The following is a 20,884-nucleotide window of genomic DNA, read 5'->3' as shown; positions in this document are numbered from 1 at the left end:
CTTTAATGTTCGTTATCTATAAAAGAATTCAATAAATTATATCCCAATATACAAATTAAATATGAAGCCATTACAGATTATGCTGAGGATGTCACCATCAGATTGACGACGGATAGCTGGGGAGATATCTGCATGATTCCTACAACAGTTGACAAGGCGGAGCTGCCTGATCTGTTTGTTCCTTTTGGGGATTATGAAAAGCTGTCTGAAACATACAATTTCTTGAGCAATTTCACTTATAGCGGAAAAGTATACGGAATGCCGTCTACCGGCAATGCTCAGGGTATTGTTTACAATAAAAGGGTGTTTAAGGAAGCCGGAATTACTGAGTTACCGAAAACCCCTGATGAGTTCCTGGATGCATTGAAGAGGATTAAAGATAATACCGATGCGATTCCTTTGTACACTAATTTTGCCGCTGGTTGGACAATGGGAGCTTGGGATGCCTATATTGGCGGATCTGCGACTGGTGATCCCGAATTTATGAACAAATTGCCCCATATGAAAGATCCGTTTGCCAATAGAGGTGATTCTACCGGGCCTTATGCAGTATACAATCTATTATATGAAGCTGTTGCAAGAGGTTTAATTGAAGATGACCCCACCACTACAGACTGGGAAGGCAGCAAAGGCATGATGAACAGAGGGGAAATTGCAACAATGGTGCTGGGGTCCTGGGCTGTAGTTCAGATGCAGGGTGCAGGAGACCATCCTGAGGATATAGGTTATATGCCTTTCCCCATAACTGTGAACGGAAAGCAATATGCATCGGCGGGACCTGATTACAACTACGGAATTAATATTAATTCCTCCGAAGACAATAAAATTGCGGCTATGATATACATTAAATGGCTGGTTGAAAAATCGAAATTTGCTTATACAGAAGGCGGAATACCGATATTAAAGAGCGAGGAGTATCCTCCTGTATACAATGACTTTACAGGTGCGGAGCTGGTAGTTGATAATCCTCCTCCGGCTGGTGAAGAAACGCTGTTTAACGACATGAATGATAAATCCGAAATCGGCATAAATAAGGAAAACAGTCATGTGCAGCACATAGTTGAATCAGCTCTTTCCAAGAGCAAGACAATGGACGAAATTGTGGCGGAATGGAATGAAAAATGGACTAAAGCACAGAAGGAGCTGAACGTTGAAGTAAAATATTAATAAGCGCTTGATAATTATGCCATAAGAAATATAAAAATATAAGCTAAAACTATAGGGAGCCAGGATAAGGCATTTTCCTGGCTCCTATTGAATAGGAGAGGTATGATGAAGAGTATAAAAGGTGCTGTATCTGGTAGCGAGAAAAAGCCCATCAGTTTGTTGAAATGGTTAAGGAGCGACAAAGGCCAGAGACTCTTGGTAATTTTAACGTTTTCTTTTGTGCCGGTTCTATTACTGCTTGTATTTACTTATATACCTTTTAGTAAGATGGTTCAATTCAGTTTTTATGACATGAAATATATCGGCAAGAGAGAATTCGTAGGATTAAAGAACTATCAGGAGATTTTTACCCGAAAAGACATTTTCAGTGCCTTGAAGCTGAGCTTGTACTATATGGGAGCATCCTTTGTTCAGCTTGCGCTGGCTTTATATTTCGCCACATTACTCAGCTTCAAAACAAAGGGGGGCAATTTTTTTAAGGGTGCAATTTTCTTCCCTTACTTAGTCAGTGGTATTGCGGTAGGCTTCATGTTCAAATTCTTTTTTACCAGAGGATTTGTATTTGATTCAATTCTCAGTTGGATCGGAATCAGTATTGATAGCCTTCCATATTGGCTCCAGGATACTGCTGTCAACAATATCGCCCTGGCTGGCACCTCTGTTTGGAGATATATGGGGCAAAACATGACGCTTTTCATAGGAGCTATTCAGTCTGTGGATCCCCAGTTATATGAATCTGCCAAGCTAGATGGCGCAGGCAAATGGCAGCAGTTTAGATATATAATTCTGCCTAGCATCAAAACGATTGTTGTATTGAATATGATTCTTTCTATTTCAGGCTCCCTTAGCGCATTTGAACCACCCTATGTCATTACAGGCGGAACCTTTGGGACAGCAACTTATTTCCTTATGATGCATAAAATCGCTCATGAATACCAGAAAGTCGGATTAGCGTCTGCAATGGCTATCGTTTTATTTGCTATGATCATACTTGTAACTGTCATCCAACAGCTAATTTCCAAGGCTCTTAATGATGGAGATGAAAATTTTGGAGCGAAAACCAGAAAGAGTTTGATAAAAGGGGTAAAGGGGGTCAGCATGTAGTGTCTGCCATGCAAAAATTAACCTTTGTGATTCGTACTATAATAAAATATTTCTCTCTGGCATTGGGAGCTTTTGCTGCCATAATCCCTATTGTGGTATGTGTAGTTACCGCATTTAAAGGGATGAAGGAATACCAGGACACTAATGTTATGACGATGCCGAAAAGCTGGTTGAACTTTGAGAATTTTGTGACAGCTTGGACGAAGGCCAATATGGGATTGGCTTTTATAAATTCTTTTATTATCCTTGTGTGTGTGCTTGCCGGGTCCATAATATTAGGAACCATGTTGGCATATGTATTATCTCGTTTTAAGTTCTTTGGCAACGGAGTAATTCGCAATTTATTCCTGTTTGCATCACTAATACCGGGAATAGCAATGCAAGTAACCGTATATGAAATTATGTATAAACTCCACTTAATTGATAAATTGTACGGATATATTATTCTCTTGATGGGAACGGATATAATATCGATTTACATATTCATACAGTTTTTTGAGAATATCTCAGTCTCTTTGGATGAGTCGGCTATTATGGATGGTGCTACCTATTTCGGAATATTTTTTAAGATACTCTTTCCTCTTCTCAGGCCTGCCATTGTAACTGTGATGATTTTAAAAGGGGTAAGCACTTATAATGAATATTATATGGCTAACCTATACCTTCAATCAAAAGACAGGCTGGTTACTGTTGCTACATCGCTTTACAAATTTACCGGACCTTTGGGCAACCAGTACAACCTGATATGTGCTGGAGTAATAATTACAATGATTCCCGCCCTTATCGTATTCATTCTATGCCAAAAGCAGATATATGCAGGCTTGACATTAGGGGCGGTGAAAGGATAGCTCTATTTTGCGAAGGTAGCCTTGTTTTGCTATCTTCGTGGAAAAGATAAGACACTTTGGATTGGGGGTTATTTTGTCCCTGAAAAGATCACCTGAAGTATAACCGGGTGGTCTTTTTATATCCAGCAGGAATTAGACCATAACCGTCAGGTGCCCTTATCTGGTTTCCTTTAAGCGCACAACGAAGACATTTTTAATAAACAGTTCGGTGTGCAGATTAAGCTTTACCGCTTTAATATATCCGCATAACTTTCAGTTGATGTCATGACAAAAAACGATACAAGCTCTGCGCCTTCAAGCTTTTTAATTCTTTACATTATTAAATGAGCTTGCATATTAGGTTAAGATTGCAATTCAAATATAGTGCTTGTAAAAGTATGTAAGATCAGCTTTTCCTTGACAGCAAGTCAGCTGTTTTATATTATGATAATGAGAATCGTTTCCTATTTTCCATATGCTTTAAAGAGATGTGGCAGGGCAAAAAGCAAATTAATTTTAATATAAGTCCAAAAGGCATGATCCTTGCCTGACAGCGTGTATTGGTGTCAGGCAGCAGGTTTTGCTTCAATCATATTAGCTTATAAAGTAGTCATATACATTAGATATGCGGCTATAGACATGACATTGCAGAGTTTTGATAATGTAATGTCCTTTTGGAAAGCCATTATTAGTACAGCAGCACCGTAATATGCAGGTCAGCTATGAAAAAAGGAGGGAGAGAGATGCAAGAGCGAAAATCTAATGTAATAAAGTCAGCAGCTTTGATCTTATGTATTTGTGTTGCAGCAGCCCTTTTTTTCTCTACATGGTTTATCCTATCCCATGCAGACCATGATTGTACCGGAGATCAGTGTCCTGTCTGCGCTGAAATCCAAACTGCGGAAAATCTGCTGAAGCAGGTTGGGCTGGTCGGTTTTTGCATTTTATTTTCATTTTCTAACCATCTCAGCTCTTACTCGTCTGGTAAATACACTCTATGTTATGTAAACAACATTACTCCAGTAACCCTAAAAGTGAGAATGAATAATTGATATAAACCTCCACAAGGGAATACTGTGTCCATCTTTGAAAATGGGCTTGTTTTTTCTTGTATTTTTATTGCCAAAACTTATAAAACGGAGGTTTATACTGTATGAAAAAGTATACTTTTACAGTACTTTTGCTTCTATTTCTATCCACAATATTGTTCGGATGCAGGCAAAGCGCAAATGCGAATTCCGATGAAAAGATCAGCGTTGTAGCGACTATTTTTCCTCAGTACGATTTTGTAAGAGAAATCGCCGGTGACAATGTCGATCTGACCATGCTTCTTCCACCTGGGTCGGAGAGCCATTCCTATGAGCCTACACCACAGGATATCATCAAGATCAAAAACTGCGATGTGTTTATCTGTGTGGGTGGCAGCTCCGAAGAGTGGTTAAAGGAAATTATAGAATCGATGGATACCAGCGAAATGAAGGTTGTATACCTTATGGATATGGTAGATGCGGTGGAGGAAGAAATCGTTGAAGGAATGGAAGAAGAACATGGTCATGATGATGATCATGAGGATGAACATGAGGAAAAACTAGAGTATGATGAGCATGTCTGGACTTCACCCAAGAACGCAAAAATCATTGTTCAGGCAATATCAGATATGCTATGTGAGGTGGATGCTGCAAACGCCTCTGAGTATAAAAAGAACACAGAGTCCTATCTGGCAGAGCTTGACGAGTTGGACGCTGCTTTCCAAGCGGCTGTAGATGCAGGCATCAGGAAAACGATTGTGTTTGGTGACCGCTTTCCCTTTCGTTATTTTGCAGATGCCTATGGGCTGGAGTATTACGCTGCCTTTCCCGGATGCTCTACAGAAACCGAACCCAGTGCGGCCACTGTAGCATTTCTGATCGATAAGGTGAAAGCCGAGAACATTCCTGTAGTATTCCATATTGAGCTTTCAAATGAAAAGATGGCGGATGCGATTTGCGAAGCCACAGGCGCAAAAAAGCTATTGCTTCACTCCTGTCACAACATTTCTAAGAGGGAATTTGAAAGGGGAGTTACCTATCTGGATTTGATGAAGGCCAATGTAGAGGCGATAAAGGAGGCACTTGAGTAATGGAATTGTTCTCCTTAAAGGATGTTTCCTTTGCTTATGAAGGCAATACCGTAGTTAGTGGACTGAACTTTACGGTTAACAGCGGGGACTATATATGCATAGTGGGTGAAAATGGTTCCGGTAAAAGCACTCTGGTCAAAGGACTTCTGCGCCTTATAGCACCGCAGAGTGGGAACATTTCAATGGGTGACGACCTAAAAAAAAATGAAATTGGTTATTTACCACAGCAGACACCTGTTCAAAAGGATTTCCCTGCCAGTGTATATGAAGTTGTTTTGTCCGGGCGCTTAAGCTCACGCGAAATCCGGCCTTTCTACACCAAGGCTGACAAAGCGGCAGCCCTTGAGAACATGAAGCGTTTTGGCATTTTAGAGCTTCGTAATAAATGCTACAGAGAGCTGTCAGGAGGCCAGCAGCAGCGAGTGATGCTGGCCAGGGCTCTTTGTGCTGCACGCAAGATTCTTATTTTGGATGAGCCGGTGGCAGGACTTGATCCAGTGGCAACCCAGGACCTATATAAGCAAATATACAAAATCAATAAAGAGATGGGTATTACCATCCTGACGGTTTCCCATGACATACACAGCGCTGTCAAATATGCCGGCAAGATTCTGCATTTAAAGAATAAGCAAATATTCTTCGGAACAACGGAAGATTATGTGCAATCCAGTATCGGGGCCGAATATTTGGGAGGTGGACAAAATGATTGATATCCTGAAGGAGATGTTATCTTATACATTTCTTGTTCGTGCGGTCATTGTCGGTTTGCTGGTTTCTCTTTGTGCAGCGCTTCTGGGTGTGAGCCTCGTGCTCAAGCGTTATTCGATGATTGGTGACGGGTTGTCCCATGTGGGATTTGGTTCGCTGGCTATAGCGACGGCAGTGAATGCGGCTCCATTAACCGTAGCTGTCCCGGTTGTAGTTTTGGTTGCTTTCCTCCTGCTTCGTATCAGTGAAAAAAGCAAAATAAGAGGGGATGCTGCAATTGCGATCATATCAACGAGTTCCCTTGCGATAGGGGTGGTTGTAATCTCCATGACCACAGGCATGAACACGGATGTTTGCAACTATATGTTCGGAAGCATTCTAGCCATGAGCAAAGCCGATGTAGCTTTTAGCATTGTACTTTCGGCTATGGTATTGGCACTTTTCGTATTGTTTTACAACAAAATTTTCGCGGTCACCTTCGACGAGACTTTTGCCAGGGCAACGGGGACAAAAGTTGGCGTATATAATATGCTGATCGCTTTTTTGACGGCGATAACGATTGTATTAGGCATGAGGATGATGGGCGCGATGCTGATTTCCAGCCTGGTTATTTTTCCTGCTCTGACCTCCATGCGGGTATGCAAAAAATTCAAAACGGTTACCCTATGCTCGGCTTTTGCATCGATAATATGCTTCTTTATAGGAGTTGTAATTTCCTATGTGTATGCCATCCCCACCGGTGCCAGTGTTGTTATTATAAATATTATAGCATTCCTGCTGTTTTGGGCGGCGAAATTGATCTTTACGTCTGGGGCGGTTTCAAGAATGCGTAGGGCTATCATTACTTTGCGTGGTATGCTCATAAAGGGGGAGAGATAATTCATGAAAAAATTTCTCATGATACCCATGGTATGCCTTATATTGCTAATGACAGAATGCAGTTATGACAAGCTTTCAGAGACGCTATCCGAAAAAGGGGATAGCAAAGGTGCGCAGACGGTTGATGTGTCGGAACCATATGTACAGGATAACTCGCTCAATGAAAATAGTAAAGGTAATGAGGGCATTGCATATAATGAAGAGATTGTTGAGATCAAAGAAAAGATGTTCATTGAGCAGACCAACGATATTTATCTCAATCCCGAAGATTATCTGGGAAAGACCATAAAGTATGAGGGCATATTCAAACCCTATTATGATGAAGAGCTGGATGAAACCTATTATTTTGTGATCCGTTACGGACCCGGATGCTGTGGATACGACTCCAATGCAGGCTTTGAGGTAGTCTGGTTCGGCGACTATCCGAACGATAACGACTGGGTTGAGGTTATCGGAGTATTGGAGGAGTACGAAGAAAACGGGAATGAATATCTGCGCCTTCAACTGTCATCCCTGAAGGTCATGGATACGCGTGGAGCGGAGTATGTAGATTAATTTATGGTTATATGAAATGTTGAAATATTTATTAGTTGAACTTTATGAATTTTCGAATTTGACACGCTGCTGTCAGATTAGGAGTGATAAAATGTAAGAATAAGGGAGCATGGGTAACAAGATGCTGGGGCAAGAGTCCTGTGTATTAGTTTATAGGATTATAGCGTGAGGTTATGCAGCATGTCAGGTACATCATAAACGGGTAGGTTAAGTCTTTTAGATTAGCTCTCGAATTATGCTCCATAAGCGTAAAAATGCGTCTACTTGTTGGAAAAGCTTTTGGCTAAAGCCGGATGCGGACAAGCTGGTGGATTGCATAGCTATGCTGAAAAGGTTCTTGCCTAAAATAGAAGGAGGAAAATAATATGATTGAGTTGCCGGAAAGCCGGAATTTGGTTCAGCAAATCAATGAAACCCTGAAAGGAAAGAAGATCCAAAACGTAACTGCTAATAAATCACCCCATAAATTCGTGTGGTTTAATTGTGATCCCGAAAGTTACCACGGTCTGCTTACAGGTAAAAGCATTCTGTATGCTGCAGCATACGGAGGCATGGTGGAAATTCAGGTCGAGGATATACGTCTTGTTTTCCATGAGGGTGTCAATATGCGTTACTATTTCCCGGGAGAGGAGCTTCCCGAAAAGCATCAGCTCCATATTGAATTTGATGATTTTTCCTCCTTTGTTTGCAGTGTGCAGATGTATGGTGCATTGTTAGCCTTAAGTGAGGGGCAGACAGATGCTTATAATGAATGTGCGAGAGAAAAACCAAGTCCATTCTCGGATGATTTTAATCAAAGTTATTTTCTGTCTCTTCTTAATAATGAGGGCATCAAGCTTTCAGCCAAGGCATTTTTGGCAACAAAGCAGCGGATACCGGGTCTTGGAAACGGCGTTTTGCAGGACATCCTGTTTAACGCACGGGTGCATCCGAAGCGCAAAATGAACACCTTATCTGATGATGAATTGACTTCTTTATTCAACTCCATCAAAAGCACTCTTTTTGAAATGACCATAAATGGCGGGCGGGATACCGAAAAAGACCTATTCGGGTGCAGTGGGGCCTATCGGACCATTCTTTCAGCTAAAACTGCCGGCAAGCCTTGTCCCGTATGCGGCGGAGCGATTATCCGTGAGGCATACCTCGGTGGAAACGTATACTACTGCCCGGAGTGCCAGAAGCTGAAGTAGTGGAGTAATATAAAGGTATGGCTGCAAGGAAGGGTCAACATTATTGATATCCAGGATTGATTATAAAACATACCGAAGGAGCTTTCCAACATTAGGGGACGCTCCTTCTTTTTTAAAACGTTAGGGCGCTTCTGCACTTTTAACAATATAACAAACAGGGGATGTAACTTCACTTTTTGCATTATTAGCGTCAGTAAAACGTTAGGGGACGCTTCTGTACTTATTGCATTTTCTAGACCATATCCCCATGAGCAAATGAAGCTTATATCAGCGCAAGAATATCCGACCCTTAGAATAAGTGTAAATTGTGAAGGAACGTCCCCATATATTTATCAAATTGCTATACTTATTCTCTCTCTTGAACCACCTCAAATCACTGTAATAGAATAAAGGTGCTTGAAAATATCAGCAATCATGCTTTTTCTTCGTTATAAACAGCTATAAGGATTAATCCGGATTTTCCATAAAAAAATTTTGCAGTGAAAACAAAAGGAGGTTATAAATGCCGAACTTATCGGATTACGGTTTTATCCCTACAATGCTGCCGGAGGGTGCCAGTGGCATTCCTGCTCGAGTAACAGCAGTACACAAAGAACGATATGATATCGTTTGCGAATATGGACATACATGCGCCAGGCTGAAAACCAGCATCTTCTTTGGTGAAAGCCATGAGATTTTTCCAACCACCGGAGATTTTGTGTTGATCAGCTATAATAGCAGTGGAGACAGCCAAATATTAAAGACTCTTGAACGGAAATCCCTCTTCTCAAGACGCGATCCAATACCGGGACGGGGAGAGCAGGTGGTGGCAGCTAACTTTGACTATGTATTTATAATGGTGTCTCTTAACTTTGATTTTAATGTAAGGCGAATTGAGCGCTATCTTACCCTTTCCTGGCAGAGTGGAGCTATTCCGGTGGTTATCCTGACCAAAGCGGATTTGGTTGAGGATTTTACCGAACAGGTTCGGGCTGTGGAGAGAATTGCCCCGGGAATCGATATTATAGCTGTTAGTGCAAAAACCGGTTATGGCATGGATGAATTATCCGACTATCTCAAACCAGGGAAAACAATAGCATTTCTTGGATCGTCTGGTGTTGGCAAGTCTAGCCTTGTCAACGCACTTGCCCAAGAAGAAATTATGGCTGTCAACTCAATTCGCGAGGATGATTCAAAAGGCCGCCACACCACCACTCACCGACAGCTTATAATGCTGCCCAATGGTGCCATGATAATTGACACACCAGGCATGCGTGAGCTGGGAATGTGGGATGTGAGGATAGGGATTGGTGAAGCTTTTGCTGATGTGGAAAATTTCCTGGGAAAATGCAGGTTTTCAGATTGTGAACATCGGAGCGAGCCTGGTTGTGCTGTAAAAGAAGCCATTGCCAGGGGTGAGCTGTCCGAGAAACGCTGGAAAAGTTATTTGCAGTTAAAAAGGGAGGCTGCATACAGCGAAAACAAGACAAGACTCTCCCAGAAGAAAACCACAAGAAGCAAATCCATAGCTCAGCGGCAGAAAAAGAAGCGTGAAAATAGCGGATATGTATATGAATAGAGACTGTAAATAATATTTTTCTATCCTTCAGGCAGACAAAATGATATAATCAAAATGATATAATAATGTAGATTACTTATAGGAGGGTTAGGAATGAGAGGTAAATTTTATAAAATATCATTGGCCTTATGTGGCCTTATTACATTGGCTGCCTGCGGCAATTATTCCAAAAAGTCGGAAGATTTGAATAAGTTCTTAATTAAAGAGGGAGTGGCACTAACCTGTAATATGGATGAATTGGCTGAAAGCGAAGAGTATTTGTCTCTAATAACACCTTCTGAAAACATTGGACAGATTGCTAACAAAATGGCTTCTCAAGAATATAGCAAGCCAGAAAACGCATATATCATAAAAATGCCTGATGATATTTTTACTCGGGTACAGGGCTTTCCAAAAGATTTTAAAATTTCTGATAATCTTATGAAAATGCTCAGAAGTAAAGTAAATGGTTCTGTGTTTGCAAACATGGTTAACGCCAGCTATGGCAGTGAAGTGGTCGCAGCAACGGCCATAACATCCTACGGAAAATCATATATTCAACCGGAAGGATGGTCGGATGATATGATACTTTTGCTTGAATATCCCGGTGAGTTTTCCAGCATAGTATCCTTTGTGCAGTCGGGAGACGGTGTCATCAGCGGTTCCTCCATTTTTGTAAAAAACGGGGATAAGGATCTTCTGGCATCAATAGCAGAATATTTGGGTGTGGAGGATTTAAAATATGATCACTATACAGGAAGCCAGTTAAAGGACTGATAGATTAAGCAGAGTATTTTACATAACCTTACATATGGGCAGCTTAAGCATTACATATCAGCATTAGATGATACAGAGGTGGCAAATGAAAGTATACTACACTCCCAGTTTATTTTGCAGAGGAAAGGGACCTCGAGGATGGGCGCAAAAGGTAAACTGGCAATTTGAACATGCGGGAATGCAGCGCTACATCCCTGTTATATACCGGTTTCCAAAAGGGATTGTCTTTGATGTCATCACTCCTTTGGATGAAGCAAAGCTTCATGAGTTTTATGAAAAGTATGGCACTGATGATGAAAAGCTGACGCCGTTGCAGAAACGCTGTCTAGAACAGGAGAATCCTTATCAGGCTGTGCCGGTTATGGAAATATGGATAAATGGAAAACGTGTTGAGAGCGGCTATTCGTCCAGCGGCTCTGCATACATACCATGGGCAAGGCAGGACGATGATCTTGCCTCGGTGCGAAAGGCATATTCCCGTATTCTGAAGGATGCCACCTGCTTTGGATGCGAGCGTTTTTGCGTTGCTTATCCGGAGGCAGGTTCCAGATTTCAAGAACTCCTGCGTTTTCTCCGTATGGAAAAAGTAACTAATATGAAGATATCTACCAGGCCTATGGACTGGTTTACACCATTGGATATTAGTCTTGAAATGTCGCTGGAGGATTGCCGGAGAGAGGTTTGCTTTAAGCATCCTGTGACAGGTATATCGCATGCATTGTACTTTCAGAATGCGGAATTGGTGGAAATTCCGATGGGCAAAGACAGAAACCGAAGCCTTTTCATCATGCAGTCCATGTATGAGATAGAGCCTGCTTTGCCCCAGGGGGATACCCTGCAGTTTAATAGCAGCATCCAATATACGGAACCGCCGAAAGACAGGTTTAGTCCCGTTGCTGTTGCGGCTTCATCCATCGGTATCATCGGTGGAGCGAGCGGTCCTACAGTGGTTTCTGTTACGCAGAGGGATAAAGGAAAGAATGTGCCGCAAGGTTTGCATGGATTACCGCTGCATACATGTGTTTCAGTACCTACCTTTCAGAAGGAAGATACCTATAAGTTTATGCTTGAGGGTATCAGTTCCATAAAATATGATAGAAGAGAATATATATTAAAATAACGGAAGAAATTGCGTAGAAATTTCGACACACCGTTTCAACAAGGCGGGAGATTTAATTCAATGTCTATTGTGGAATCAGGTACCCACCACCTATAAGAGATGGTGGACATCTTAGCCTCGTTATTAATGACTTGCTGCATATCATCTACGGTCTGCAAGGCTAAGGACGGCGTATATAAATCAGGGAAGCCGGAAAAGGACAGGCAGAATATAAGCAGGATTAAAGCGATATTCACATCTGCCTTTAAAAACGACATTGACAGCTTTACTGCTGCTGGCGCATGTCGATGGCAATCATACAACTAAAAATTAAAAAGAGTGTGATAAGCCGGTGGTGGCAGTGAATGATTAAAAGCAACCGGAAACGGATATGAAAGCTATTATGCAATTCACATGGGGCAAAGATAAAATTAAAACCAGGCAGCAGTGAAATTTAACCATTCACCTGCCAAAAAAGATTTATGAGAAACCTGACATGCTGTTGTCAGGTTTGCTGTGATACCATAAGGCATATAATTTTAAGCGCCAAGATTTGTGTTAAAAGATTGCTGCACCGGCGAAATATTTTATGTACTTTATCCTGCTTTTGGTGCCAATCATGTATTATATTAGCCTGTAGGAGGACTTGATATGAGCAAAGAGGTGTTTAATTTCAAAAAAGAATATAAGGAATTGTATATGCCCAAGGATAAACCGGCATTGATTGAGATTCCATCTATGAATTTCCTTATGGTGGACGGAACCGGAGACCCAAATGGCAATGCTGTTTTTCAGCAGGCGGTAGAACTGCTTTATGGTCTGTCCTATACGATAAAGATGAGCAAAATGAAAGGCAATCAACCGGAAGGGTATTTTGAATATGTGGTCCCTCCCCTTGAGGGATTGTGGTGGATTGATGAAGGCAAGTTCTCATTGGAAGTGAGGGACAACTGGAAATGGACTTTGATGATACGCCAGCCGGAGTTTGTCAATGAAAAAGTTTTTCAGTGGGCATGTGATGAACTGGCAAGAAAAAAGCCGGAGTTGGATACAGGAAAGGCTCGTTTTGAAGCTTTTGAGGAAGGCTTATGCGTGCAGATCATGCACATCGGGCCATTCTCTACCGAGCCTGATACGGTCAAGAAAATGGATGCTTTTATCTTGCAGCAGGGATTGAAGGACAAGCTGACCAGCGGCGGGAAGCATCATGAGATCTACCTGTCGGACTTTAGGAAATGCAAGCCTGAAAACATGAAAACGGTGCTCAGGCATCCGGTGGAAAGAGCTTGACTGGTGGAAAGAGCTTAACTTAAACAGAACCTAGCAAGATGAGTTTGTCTGATATATAAGTTTAGGGTTTTATGGATATTGAAAAGGGTATGGATGTTCAAGGCGGAGGCTTTGATTTTATGTTGAAAATCCGGCTTTTGCTGAGTAGGATGATATTAAGAAAGGCTATTGTCTTATATGAAATCCTGCCTGAAATTTCTATGAGGTGATAAGAATGCTGGATAAATCAATTCCGTATATCGGCGTGATAATGGTAAAAACCGATACGACAAACTACCCGCGCTATGAGTTGCCTGGCGGTTTTGCTTTTAAAGGCTATCAGCCGGGAGATGAAGAGAAGTGGGCAAAATTGATATTTGATTCTGGTCTGACCGATACTTTGAAAGAAGCGGAAGATATCTTTGAAAGAGAATTTTTGAAGCTGCCGGAGCTATTGCCAAAGCAGTGCATTTTTGTCGTTGATGGTGACGGAAAGGCGGCAGCAACCGCTTCCCTATGGCCTGGCGAGCATTTTGGCAAAACCCTGCAAAGGGTTCATTGGGTGGCAGCCTCCCCTGACTACCAGGGCAAAGGTTTGGCTAAAGCTTTGATGACAAAGATAATGGATGTATACAACGAACTAGGATATAAGGATTTCATCTACTTAGCCACCCAGACATGGAGCTATAAAGCGATTAATATATACTCCCAGTTCGGGTTTTTGCCATACATGGGTCAAAAGCCTGTAAATTGGAAGGCTGATAATTATGAAGAAAACAACAGGCTGGCCTGGAAAATGATCAAGGAAAAGCTGGCCGGATATGGTACAGCAAATAAGCTGCCTTCATCGTCTGAAAAATAAAAAATCAGGGATATGTCGAGTCGTGCTTTTATAATGTTTAGACTTATTTTATATAGTTATTTTGTACTATATGAAAATAAGGATTTAGCCCTATTAATGCAAAAGTATAGAAAAAACGGAAGGGAATGCCTCACTTTATGTCGAAATAAGAAATCAAATGGGACATAATGGATGGGGAGATAGGGAATTGAAGCGTTACTTAAGGACGGCTGTTTTGATATTGATACCGGCAGGGTTATTTCTGGGAGCCGTATTATATTACATAAATTTGCATCATATGACGCCTGCTTTTCAGACGGTTACCAGATATGCTTATTTAGCTTTGTTTGCCGCCTTGGCGGTAATGAGCTGGAAGTTTAACCGAAGCCGGGTATTTTTTTGCATATTGTCCATGGCATTATGCCAGGCTTTGCTTGCGTTGAAGCTACCTACAGTAATTCCGCCGGAGTCTTTCCAACACGAAGCTTTTGTGTTCATGGGAATATTTATTCCCGCTAATATTCTCGTGTTCTCCTTTTTTAAGGAGAGGGGGATTTTCACCCTTTGGGGTGCTTTAAGAATCATGCTTTTGATCCTGCAGTGCCTTTTGTTTCTGTGGTGGTCAGGAATTAATGGGCATAGCTTATCTTCCGTATTTACAACAAGCCGGTTATGGAAGGTAGGGAGTTTGCTTCCGGGAATATCCCAGCCATCCATGATCGTGAGCCTTCTGGCTATGGCAGTATTGATGGCCAGAGGTATAATATGCAAATCCTTTTTTGATATGGCCTTTACGGCCGTCATTCCAATGTCGGCAGCTGCTGCCGGACTTCAAGGTGAAAATCTGGCAGTTCCTGTGTTTTATGCTTTTGCAGGCTTGGTCATGTTAATCGCCATCATACAGGATTCCTATTTTATGGCTTTCAGGGATGAACTGACAGGACTTCCGTCGCGAAGAGCTTTGAAGCATGAAATGATGAAATTGAGCGGACATTATACCATTGCGATGGTGGATGTGGATTTTTTCAAAAAGTTCAACGATACCTACGGCCATGATGTGGGGGACCAGGTACTTCGCATGGTTTCTGCCGTCATGAGGGATGCAGGAGGAGGGGGGAAACCTTTCCGTTATGGTGGCGAAGAATTTACAATGCTTTACCCGGGCAAGGGGGTAAAGGAAGCTCTGCCGTATTTAGAAGAGTTACGGGAGGCTATAGCCAAAAGAAAGTTTACCCTGCGAAGCCACAAGCGTCCTAAGAAAAAGCCCAAAAAGCGTGGTTCGGGAACAGCAAAGGGGAAGCAGCTCTCTGTCACTGTCAGCATAGGTGCTGCGGAAAGATGCGACAAGCACAGGAAGCCGGATGAGGTGATCAAGGCTGCGGATACCGCATTGTACCGGGCAAAGAAAAAAGGCAGGAACTGTGTTTGCAAATGAAAGGCAAGTCTGATAGTTTTACCAACGAGTAAAAAATAAAAACCTCCGGTGGTGAACCGGAGGTTTTTTCTTAAAATTAATAATTTTCAGCTTTGAGTTCAAAGAATGCCTTAGGATGCTTGCACACAGGGCAGAGCTCCGGAGCTGCTTTGCCAACATGGATGTGTCCGCAGTTCCTGCATTTCCAAACCACTGTATCATCCTTAAGGAATACCTTTCCGTTTTGAACGTTTTCCAACAGCTTCAAATAGCGTTCTTCATGCTCTTTTTCCACTTTTGCCACGCCTTCGAACATGGCGGCTATTTCATTAAAACCTTCAGCGCGAGCTTCTTCAGCAAAGGTTTTATACATGTCGGTCCATTCATAATTTTCACCGGCGGCGGCATCCTTCAAATTTTCTGCGGTAGTGCCTATGGAGCCTCCGTGCAGCAGTTTAAACCAAAGTTTGGCATGCTCCTTTTCGTTTTCGGCTGTTTCCATAAAAATTGCTGCTATCTGCTCATAGCCTTCTTTTTTAGCCTGAGAAGCATAATATGTATACTTGGTACGTGCCTGAGCCTCTCCCGCAAATGCGGTCATGAGATTTTTTTCTGTCTTTGTGCCTTTGATATCAGCCATAGCAACCTCTCCTTTACTTAAAAATAAATTAATTAAACTAATTTGTATGACTAAATAAGTTTATTTAGTAAGCAAATTAACTTATTACAATAATATAAGCATATGCCAAACAGCAGTTTTATTATGCTATAATCTGGATTATGAGAGCCATAAAAACATATATGTTTTTTATTAAACTCAGCAATAACATCAAAAGCCTGTATTACAAGCTAAGAAATATGCTCTTGAATCAAAACAAGTTTCAAGCTGTGGATTGAAATTTGTAATGATAGCAATCATATAACTCTGATATAAATACTCTCACTAACGGATACAAGCCTTTATTTGCAGGCTAAATAAATCACGATTTTTTAGTTTTTATAATTCTCTTATACTTCATAATAAAAACAATAATTATTATAAATAGACAAAAATCATTATCACTTTATAGTCATTATAACTAAGCAAACTAAAATTGTCAATCATTGTTAAATTGCGTAGAACCGCTTCAAAGCCTGAAATCTGCTGACTTTTCCTTGTAACAAATGGTATTAATTCTGATTAAGGAATTATTGCGCAAATCAAAGATATTTAATTTTCGTGCATTATTGTGAAGGAATCAAAGCATGGCATGGAAATAGTTCTGCAACACATGGAAAAGACGGTTGACAGTGATTTTGTTATGTATTATTATTTGCAGAGGAATTTATATAAAAGCTGTATTATGTTAATATAAATAGGTATAGGTGCTACTTGACCTATATGATATTGTATAAGTTTATCGAAGCTAACTACTAATAATGCATTGTATAGGAGAAATAAAATGCAAAAAATCGGATTTGACAATGACAAATATCTTCACCTGCAATCTCAGAAAATTCTTGAAAGGATAGATTTCTTCGGAGGAAAGCTGTATCTGGAGTTTGGAGGAAAACTTTTTGACGATTATCACGCTTCGCGTGTGCTTCCTGGCTTTAAACCGGACAGCAAGGTAAAAATGCTTCTAAAGCTCAAAGACCAGGTAGAGATTGTGATTGCGATATCGGCTGATGACATAGAGAGAAGCAAGCGCCGTGGAGATCTTGGAATTACATATGATCAGGAAACTATGCGCCTGATTGATGCATTCCGTGAAATCGGTCTATATGTGGGAAGCGTTGTTATCACGCGTTACCGGCCGCAAGTTTCGACCGATTTGTTCCAAAAGCGGCTTGAAGACCTTGGTATAAAGGTTTACAGGCATTATCCTATACCCGACTATCCTTCTGACATACCACTCATTGTAAGTGAAAATGGTTACGGGAAAAATGAGTATATTGAGACGACCCGATCCCTTATTGTGGTTACTGCTCCAGGACCGGGAAGCGGTAAAATGGCAACATGCCTCTCACAGCTTTATCATGACCACGTACGCGGTATAAAGGCTGGTTATGCTAAGTTTGAGACTTTCCCCATATGGAACCTTCCATTGAAGCATCCGGTCAATATCGCTTATGAGGCAGCTACCACCGACTTGGATGACGTTAATATGATTGACCCTTTTCATCTTGATGCTTATGGCACTACGAGCGTCAACTATAACAGGGATATTGAGGTTTTTCCCGTATTGAACGCCATTTTTGATAGGATAGCAGGCAAATCGCCCTATCAAAGTCCTACCGATATGGGCGTGAACATGGCCGGATATTGTATTACTGACGATGAGGCTGTATGCAGAGCATCGGAGCAGGAAGTCATTCGCAGGTACTACAATACCAGATGTGCACAGCTTCAAGGCATGGCAGAAAAAGCAGAAGTATACAAACTGGAGCTTTTGATGAAAAAGTTAGGTGTATCACCGAAAGACCGGCCGGTTGTGGATGCCGCATTAAAGCGTGCTGAAGCTACAGGAGGTCCTGCTGTAGCCCTTCAACTGAATGATGGACGCATAGTTACAGGAAAAACCTCTTCCTTGCTGGGTGCTTCAGCGGCTTTGCTATTGAACGCGTTGAAAGAATTGGGGGGTATCAATCATGATATGGATCTGATTTCACCTATCGTAATTGAACCTATCCAAGCCTTAAAAGTAAAGCATATGGGCAACCGCAACCCACGGCTGCATACCGACGAAATACTGATAGCACTGGCCATCTGTGCCACCACCAATCCTACGGCAGCGCTGGCCATACAGCAGCTTTCAAAGCTGCGGGGATGCGAGGCGCATTCAACCGTAATACTGTCCCGGGTTGATGAAAATGTGTTTCAGAAGCTAGGTGTCAATCTGACATGCGAGCCGCAATATCAATCGAAGAAGCTTTATCATAAATAAACCTGTCAGTTTTAATATGAGCCGTATCACCAATGGTGATATGGCTCATACTTGTTTACACGAATTTTTACAAATGTACCCGGATATTTTGCAGATGAGATGATGAAGAGATTTCAAATTAACTCCCTTTATATGGGCACAAGTCCGCAGGCATTGCTTGACACCGTCCTTTGCCTATTTGAAATTTAATTTTATCTGTCTTGTTTGTTAAAATATGAAAAACAGGTGATATAAATTTATTACCTGCTTTGTGACAGCATTTCATGATATTGTCCGGATATATGAAAAAGTTGTGATATAATAAAACAAAAACTATAAATGAGGGATGAACTTTATGAGCTCGGTTGATGTAAGCTCAAAAGGTACGGATAAGAAAATACGGCTGCTGCTGGTTGAGGATGATAAAACAATAGCCCTTGGCCTTGAATATTCGTTGGCTCAGGAGGGCTTTGAGGTTACTATATGCTATGATATGGCATCTGCCCTGGAGAAAATATCTGTTACGGATTTTGATTTTGCACTTTTGGATATAGCGCTTCCTGATGGAAATGGCTTTGATATATGCAGAAAGTTAAAGATGAAGGGGGACACTCCTGTAATATTCCTGACTGCCAGGGATGATGAGGGCAGTGTGGTCATGGGCTTGGACATAGGGGCAGACGACTACATCACAAAGCCTTTCAGGATAAGGGAACTTCAGTCCCGAATCCGCAGCGTCCTCAGAAGAACTCATAAATCTGCCGAGGATGGCACGGTTCTGCATTATGGAAATGTAACTGTAAATATTGCTGAGGGGAAAGTCAGGAAAAACGGAAACGATGTATTTTTGACGGCGCTGGAATACCGCCTTTTGCTCATCCTGATCAACAATGAAGGACGCATAGTGACCCGAAACCAGCTCATCGAAAGCATATGGGATGTTTCGGGGGATTTTGTGAATGACAATACCCTCACTGTATATATAAAAAGGTTGAGGGAGAAAATAGAGGACGATCCCCAGAACCCTACCATCATAAAAACCGTGAGAGGACTGGGATATCAGATATAGGAGAAGAAGCATATGGCTTTTTTTCGCAACGGTGAAATAAGAATATTGCTCGTTAGTGTTTCAATCATATCTGCAATTCTGATTGCCGGAGGCTTTGTGGCTGGCGTAATAACAGGCTTTTTTGTGCTGCTTTCGGTTTTTTTGCTGTGCCTGGTATTTTTTCTGTTTACTGCATGGCGTTATAGGCATATTGCAAAATTATCGCAGTATCTTAGGAGGATCAGCGCCGGAGAATATTCCTTGGACATTCGGGATAACAGGGAAGGGGAATTGAGCATACTGAAAAGCGAGATCTACAAGGTAACTTTGATGCTCTCCCAATATAATGAACAGTTAAAGAAGGAGAAGCTCCTTTTGTCATCCCAGATGGCTGATATATCCCACCAGTTGAAAACACCTCTCACTTCCATGATGGTGATGGCTGATCTACTGAGGGATGAAAAGCTGCCGGAGGAAAAACGCCGGGAGTTTACGTCCCATATACATGCCCAATTGGAGAGGATCGAATGGCTGGTTTCCTCCCTGTTAAAAATGTCCAAGCTGGATGCAGGCGTGCTGGAAATGAATCCCCGGGAAATCTCCGCCCGCACACTTATAGAAAAGGCTTTGAGTCCCCTTTTAATTTCCATGGAAATAAAGGATATTTCATATTCCATAACGGGAGAAGACAGGGTAATCAAATGCGATCTGCAGTGGACTGCAGAAGCGCTGATTAACATTTTAAAGAACTGCATAGAGCATACTCCCGAAGGGGGCAGAATTGATATTTCAATACAGGACAACCCTCTTTATTCGGAAATAAAAATAGCCGACAACGGTCCCGGCATCAGCAAAGAGGATTTACCCCATATATTCACGCGTTTTTACCGAGGCAAAAACGCATCTCCTGACAGTGTTGGAATCGGACTAGCCATGTCGCTGAGCATCATCCGCAATCAGCAGGGAGATATTACGGTGGAAAGCAAGCCTGGACAGGGAAGCACTTTTTTTATTCGATTATACAAATCCGTAATATAGCAAGCCTTAAGTGACTAAATTGTCACAAAAATAGTCACCGGATTGTCATTTTCATCTAGTACAATTACCCTTGTATTATTAAAGATGCGCAAAAAACCGGATACTTACATGGTACAATCTTTGTGGTTTTCGCCTTTAACTGTGTTTAATTTGAATGCTTAAGACGAAAATAAGTATGTTATTTTCACTATTGGCAGTGCTTTGAAGGTATGAGAAATCGTGGGTGATAATGGAGATAAGTTAATAGATATTTGCTATAGCAGAGGATAAGGCAAATTACAGGACCAAATCCGTTGCCTTGCCTTTTGCATGTGGCTCACCCTTGATATTTGGACCTACACTTGGAGATGCCGGTGTAAAAATATTGTCGCCGGACTTGCTACCAGTGAAAATATGGAATAAAAAT

General features: G+C 41.6%; 21 protein-coding genes. 20 read left to right on the top strand and 1 reads right to left on the bottom strand.

The window, feature by feature from the left end:
• Window positions 1–18: 18 nt before the first annotated feature.
• From CDO33_RS11770 to CDO33_RS11695, 17 genes are all read left to right on the top strand, one after another.
• On the top strand, window positions 19–1,167 hold the full coding sequence (locus tag CDO33_RS11770; protein ID WP_103082091.1) for an ABC transporter substrate-binding protein: 1,149 nt from the start codon (window positions 19–21) through the stop codon (window positions 1,165–1,167).
• A 102-nt stretch (window positions 1,168–1,269) separates the two neighbouring features.
• Window positions 1,270–2,271, top strand: a complete 1,002-nt coding sequence (locus CDO33_RS11765; protein ID WP_338053219.1) for a carbohydrate ABC transporter permease — start codon at window positions 1,270–1,272, stop codon at window positions 2,269–2,271.
• A gap of 8 nt (window positions 2,272–2,279) precedes the next feature.
• On the top strand, window positions 2,280–3,119 hold the full coding sequence (locus CDO33_RS11760; RefSeq protein WP_103082129.1) for a carbohydrate ABC transporter permease: 840 nt from the start codon (window positions 2,280–2,282) through the stop codon (window positions 3,117–3,119).
• A 722-nt stretch (window positions 3,120–3,841) separates the two neighbouring features.
• Window positions 3,842–4,150: a hypothetical protein gene (locus CDO33_RS11755; RefSeq protein ID WP_103082093.1), complete on the top strand. Its 309-nt coding sequence runs from the start codon at window positions 3,842–3,844 to the stop codon at window positions 4,148–4,150.
• A 101-nt stretch (window positions 4,151–4,251) separates the two neighbouring features.
• Window positions 4,252–5,217, top strand: a complete 966-nt coding sequence (locus CDO33_RS11750; protein WP_103082094.1) for a metal ABC transporter substrate-binding protein — start codon at window positions 4,252–4,254, stop codon at window positions 5,215–5,217.
• The gene (locus CDO33_RS11745; RefSeq protein ID WP_103082095.1) at window positions 5,217–5,927 is read left to right on the top strand and encodes a metal ABC transporter ATP-binding protein; all 711 of its coding nucleotides are present in this window, start codon (window positions 5,217–5,219) and stop codon (window positions 5,925–5,927) included. Before CDO33_RS11750 ends, CDO33_RS11745 begins: the two co-directional genes overlap by 1 nt.
• A complete protein-coding gene (locus CDO33_RS11740) occupies window positions 5,920–6,804 on the top strand; it encodes a metal ABC transporter permease (protein WP_103082096.1) in 885 nt (294 codons plus the stop codon). Before CDO33_RS11745 ends, CDO33_RS11740 begins: the two co-directional genes overlap by 8 nt.
• A 3-nt stretch (window positions 6,805–6,807) precedes the next feature.
• Complete coding sequence (locus CDO33_RS11735; RefSeq protein WP_103082097.1) at window positions 6,808–7,359, top strand: TIGR03943 family putative permease subunit; 552 nt, start codon at window positions 6,808–6,810, stop codon at window positions 7,357–7,359.
• A gap of 365 nt (window positions 7,360–7,724) precedes the next feature.
• A complete protein-coding gene (locus CDO33_RS11730; protein ID WP_103082098.1) occupies window positions 7,725–8,549 on the top strand; it encodes a DNA-formamidopyrimidine glycosylase family protein in 825 nt (274 codons plus the stop codon).
• A 502-nt stretch (window positions 8,550–9,051) separates the two neighbouring features.
• Entirely contained in the window at window positions 9,052–10,107 is a 1,056-nt protein-coding gene (gene rsgA, locus CDO33_RS11725; RefSeq protein ID WP_103082099.1) for a ribosome small subunit-dependent GTPase A, read from the top strand.
• Window positions 10,108–10,200: 93 nt separating this feature from the next.
• On the top strand, window positions 10,201–10,863 hold the full coding sequence (locus CDO33_RS11720) for a hypothetical protein (protein WP_103082100.1): 663 nt from the start codon (window positions 10,201–10,203) through the stop codon (window positions 10,861–10,863).
• Window positions 10,864–10,948: 85 nt separating this feature from the next.
• On the top strand, window positions 10,949–11,983 hold the full coding sequence (locus CDO33_RS11715) for a Na+-transporting methylmalonyl-CoA/oxaloacetate decarboxylase subunit beta (protein ID WP_103082101.1): 1,035 nt from the start codon (window positions 10,949–10,951) through the stop codon (window positions 11,981–11,983).
• Between the two features lie 99 nt (window positions 11,984–12,082).
• Window positions 12,083–12,289 (top strand): PIN domain-containing protein, encoded by a 207-nt coding sequence (locus CDO33_RS20855; RefSeq protein ID WP_161496703.1) that lies wholly within the window; start codon window positions 12,083–12,085, stop codon window positions 12,287–12,289.
• Between the two features lie 324 nt (window positions 12,290–12,613).
• The gene (locus tag CDO33_RS11705) at window positions 12,614–13,252 is read left to right on the top strand and encodes a GyrI-like domain-containing protein (protein ID WP_103082103.1); all 639 of its coding nucleotides are present in this window, start codon (window positions 12,614–12,616) and stop codon (window positions 13,250–13,252) included.
• Window positions 13,253–13,323: 71 nt separating this feature from the next.
• Entirely contained in the window at window positions 13,324–13,461 is a 138-nt protein-coding gene (locus tag CDO33_RS20850) for a hypothetical protein (protein ID WP_161496702.1), read from the top strand.
• A 5-nt stretch (window positions 13,462–13,466) separates the two neighbouring features.
• Complete coding sequence (locus CDO33_RS11700; RefSeq protein WP_103082104.1) at window positions 13,467–14,093, top strand: GNAT family N-acetyltransferase; 627 nt, start codon at window positions 13,467–13,469, stop codon at window positions 14,091–14,093.
• A 157-nt stretch (window positions 14,094–14,250) separates the two neighbouring features.
• The gene (locus CDO33_RS11695) at window positions 14,251–15,507 is read left to right on the top strand and encodes a GGDEF domain-containing protein (protein ID WP_202972406.1); all 1,257 of its coding nucleotides are present in this window, start codon (window positions 14,251–14,253) and stop codon (window positions 15,505–15,507) included.
• A 76-nt stretch (window positions 15,508–15,583) separates the two neighbouring features.
• On the opposite strand, the gene rbr is transcribed toward CDO33_RS11695, so the two are convergent.
• The gene (gene rbr / locus CDO33_RS11690; protein WP_103082105.1) at window positions 15,584–16,126 is read right to left on the bottom strand and encodes a rubrerythrin; all 543 of its coding nucleotides are present in this window, start codon (window positions 16,124–16,126) and stop codon (window positions 15,584–15,586) included.
• A gap of 802 nt (window positions 16,127–16,928) precedes the next feature.
• On the opposite strand from rbr, the gene CDO33_RS11685 reads away from it, so the two are divergent.
• The 3 genes from CDO33_RS11685 (at window position 16,929) to CDO33_RS11675 (ending at window position 20,478) form a co-directional block, all read left to right on the top strand.
• Complete coding sequence (locus CDO33_RS11685) at window positions 16,929–18,413, top strand: DUF1846 domain-containing protein (protein WP_103082106.1); 1,485 nt, start codon at window positions 16,929–16,931, stop codon at window positions 18,411–18,413.
• Between the two features lie 334 nt (window positions 18,414–18,747).
• Complete coding sequence (locus CDO33_RS11680; protein WP_422678804.1) at window positions 18,748–19,461, top strand: response regulator transcription factor; 714 nt, start codon at window positions 18,748–18,750, stop codon at window positions 19,459–19,461.
• A 12-nt stretch (window positions 19,462–19,473) separates the two neighbouring features.
• The gene (locus CDO33_RS11675; protein WP_103082107.1) at window positions 19,474–20,478 is read left to right on the top strand and encodes a sensor histidine kinase; all 1,005 of its coding nucleotides are present in this window, start codon (window positions 19,474–19,476) and stop codon (window positions 20,476–20,478) included.
• The last annotated feature ends 406 nt before the right edge of the window (window positions 20,479–20,884 follow it).

This window comes from Clostridium thermosuccinogenes (assembly GCF_002896855.1).
Taxonomy (GTDB): Bacteria; Bacillota; Clostridia; order Acetivibrionales; family DSM-5807; genus Pseudoclostridium; species Pseudoclostridium thermosuccinogenes.
This window is presented reverse-complemented; position numbering and strand designations above follow the sequence as displayed.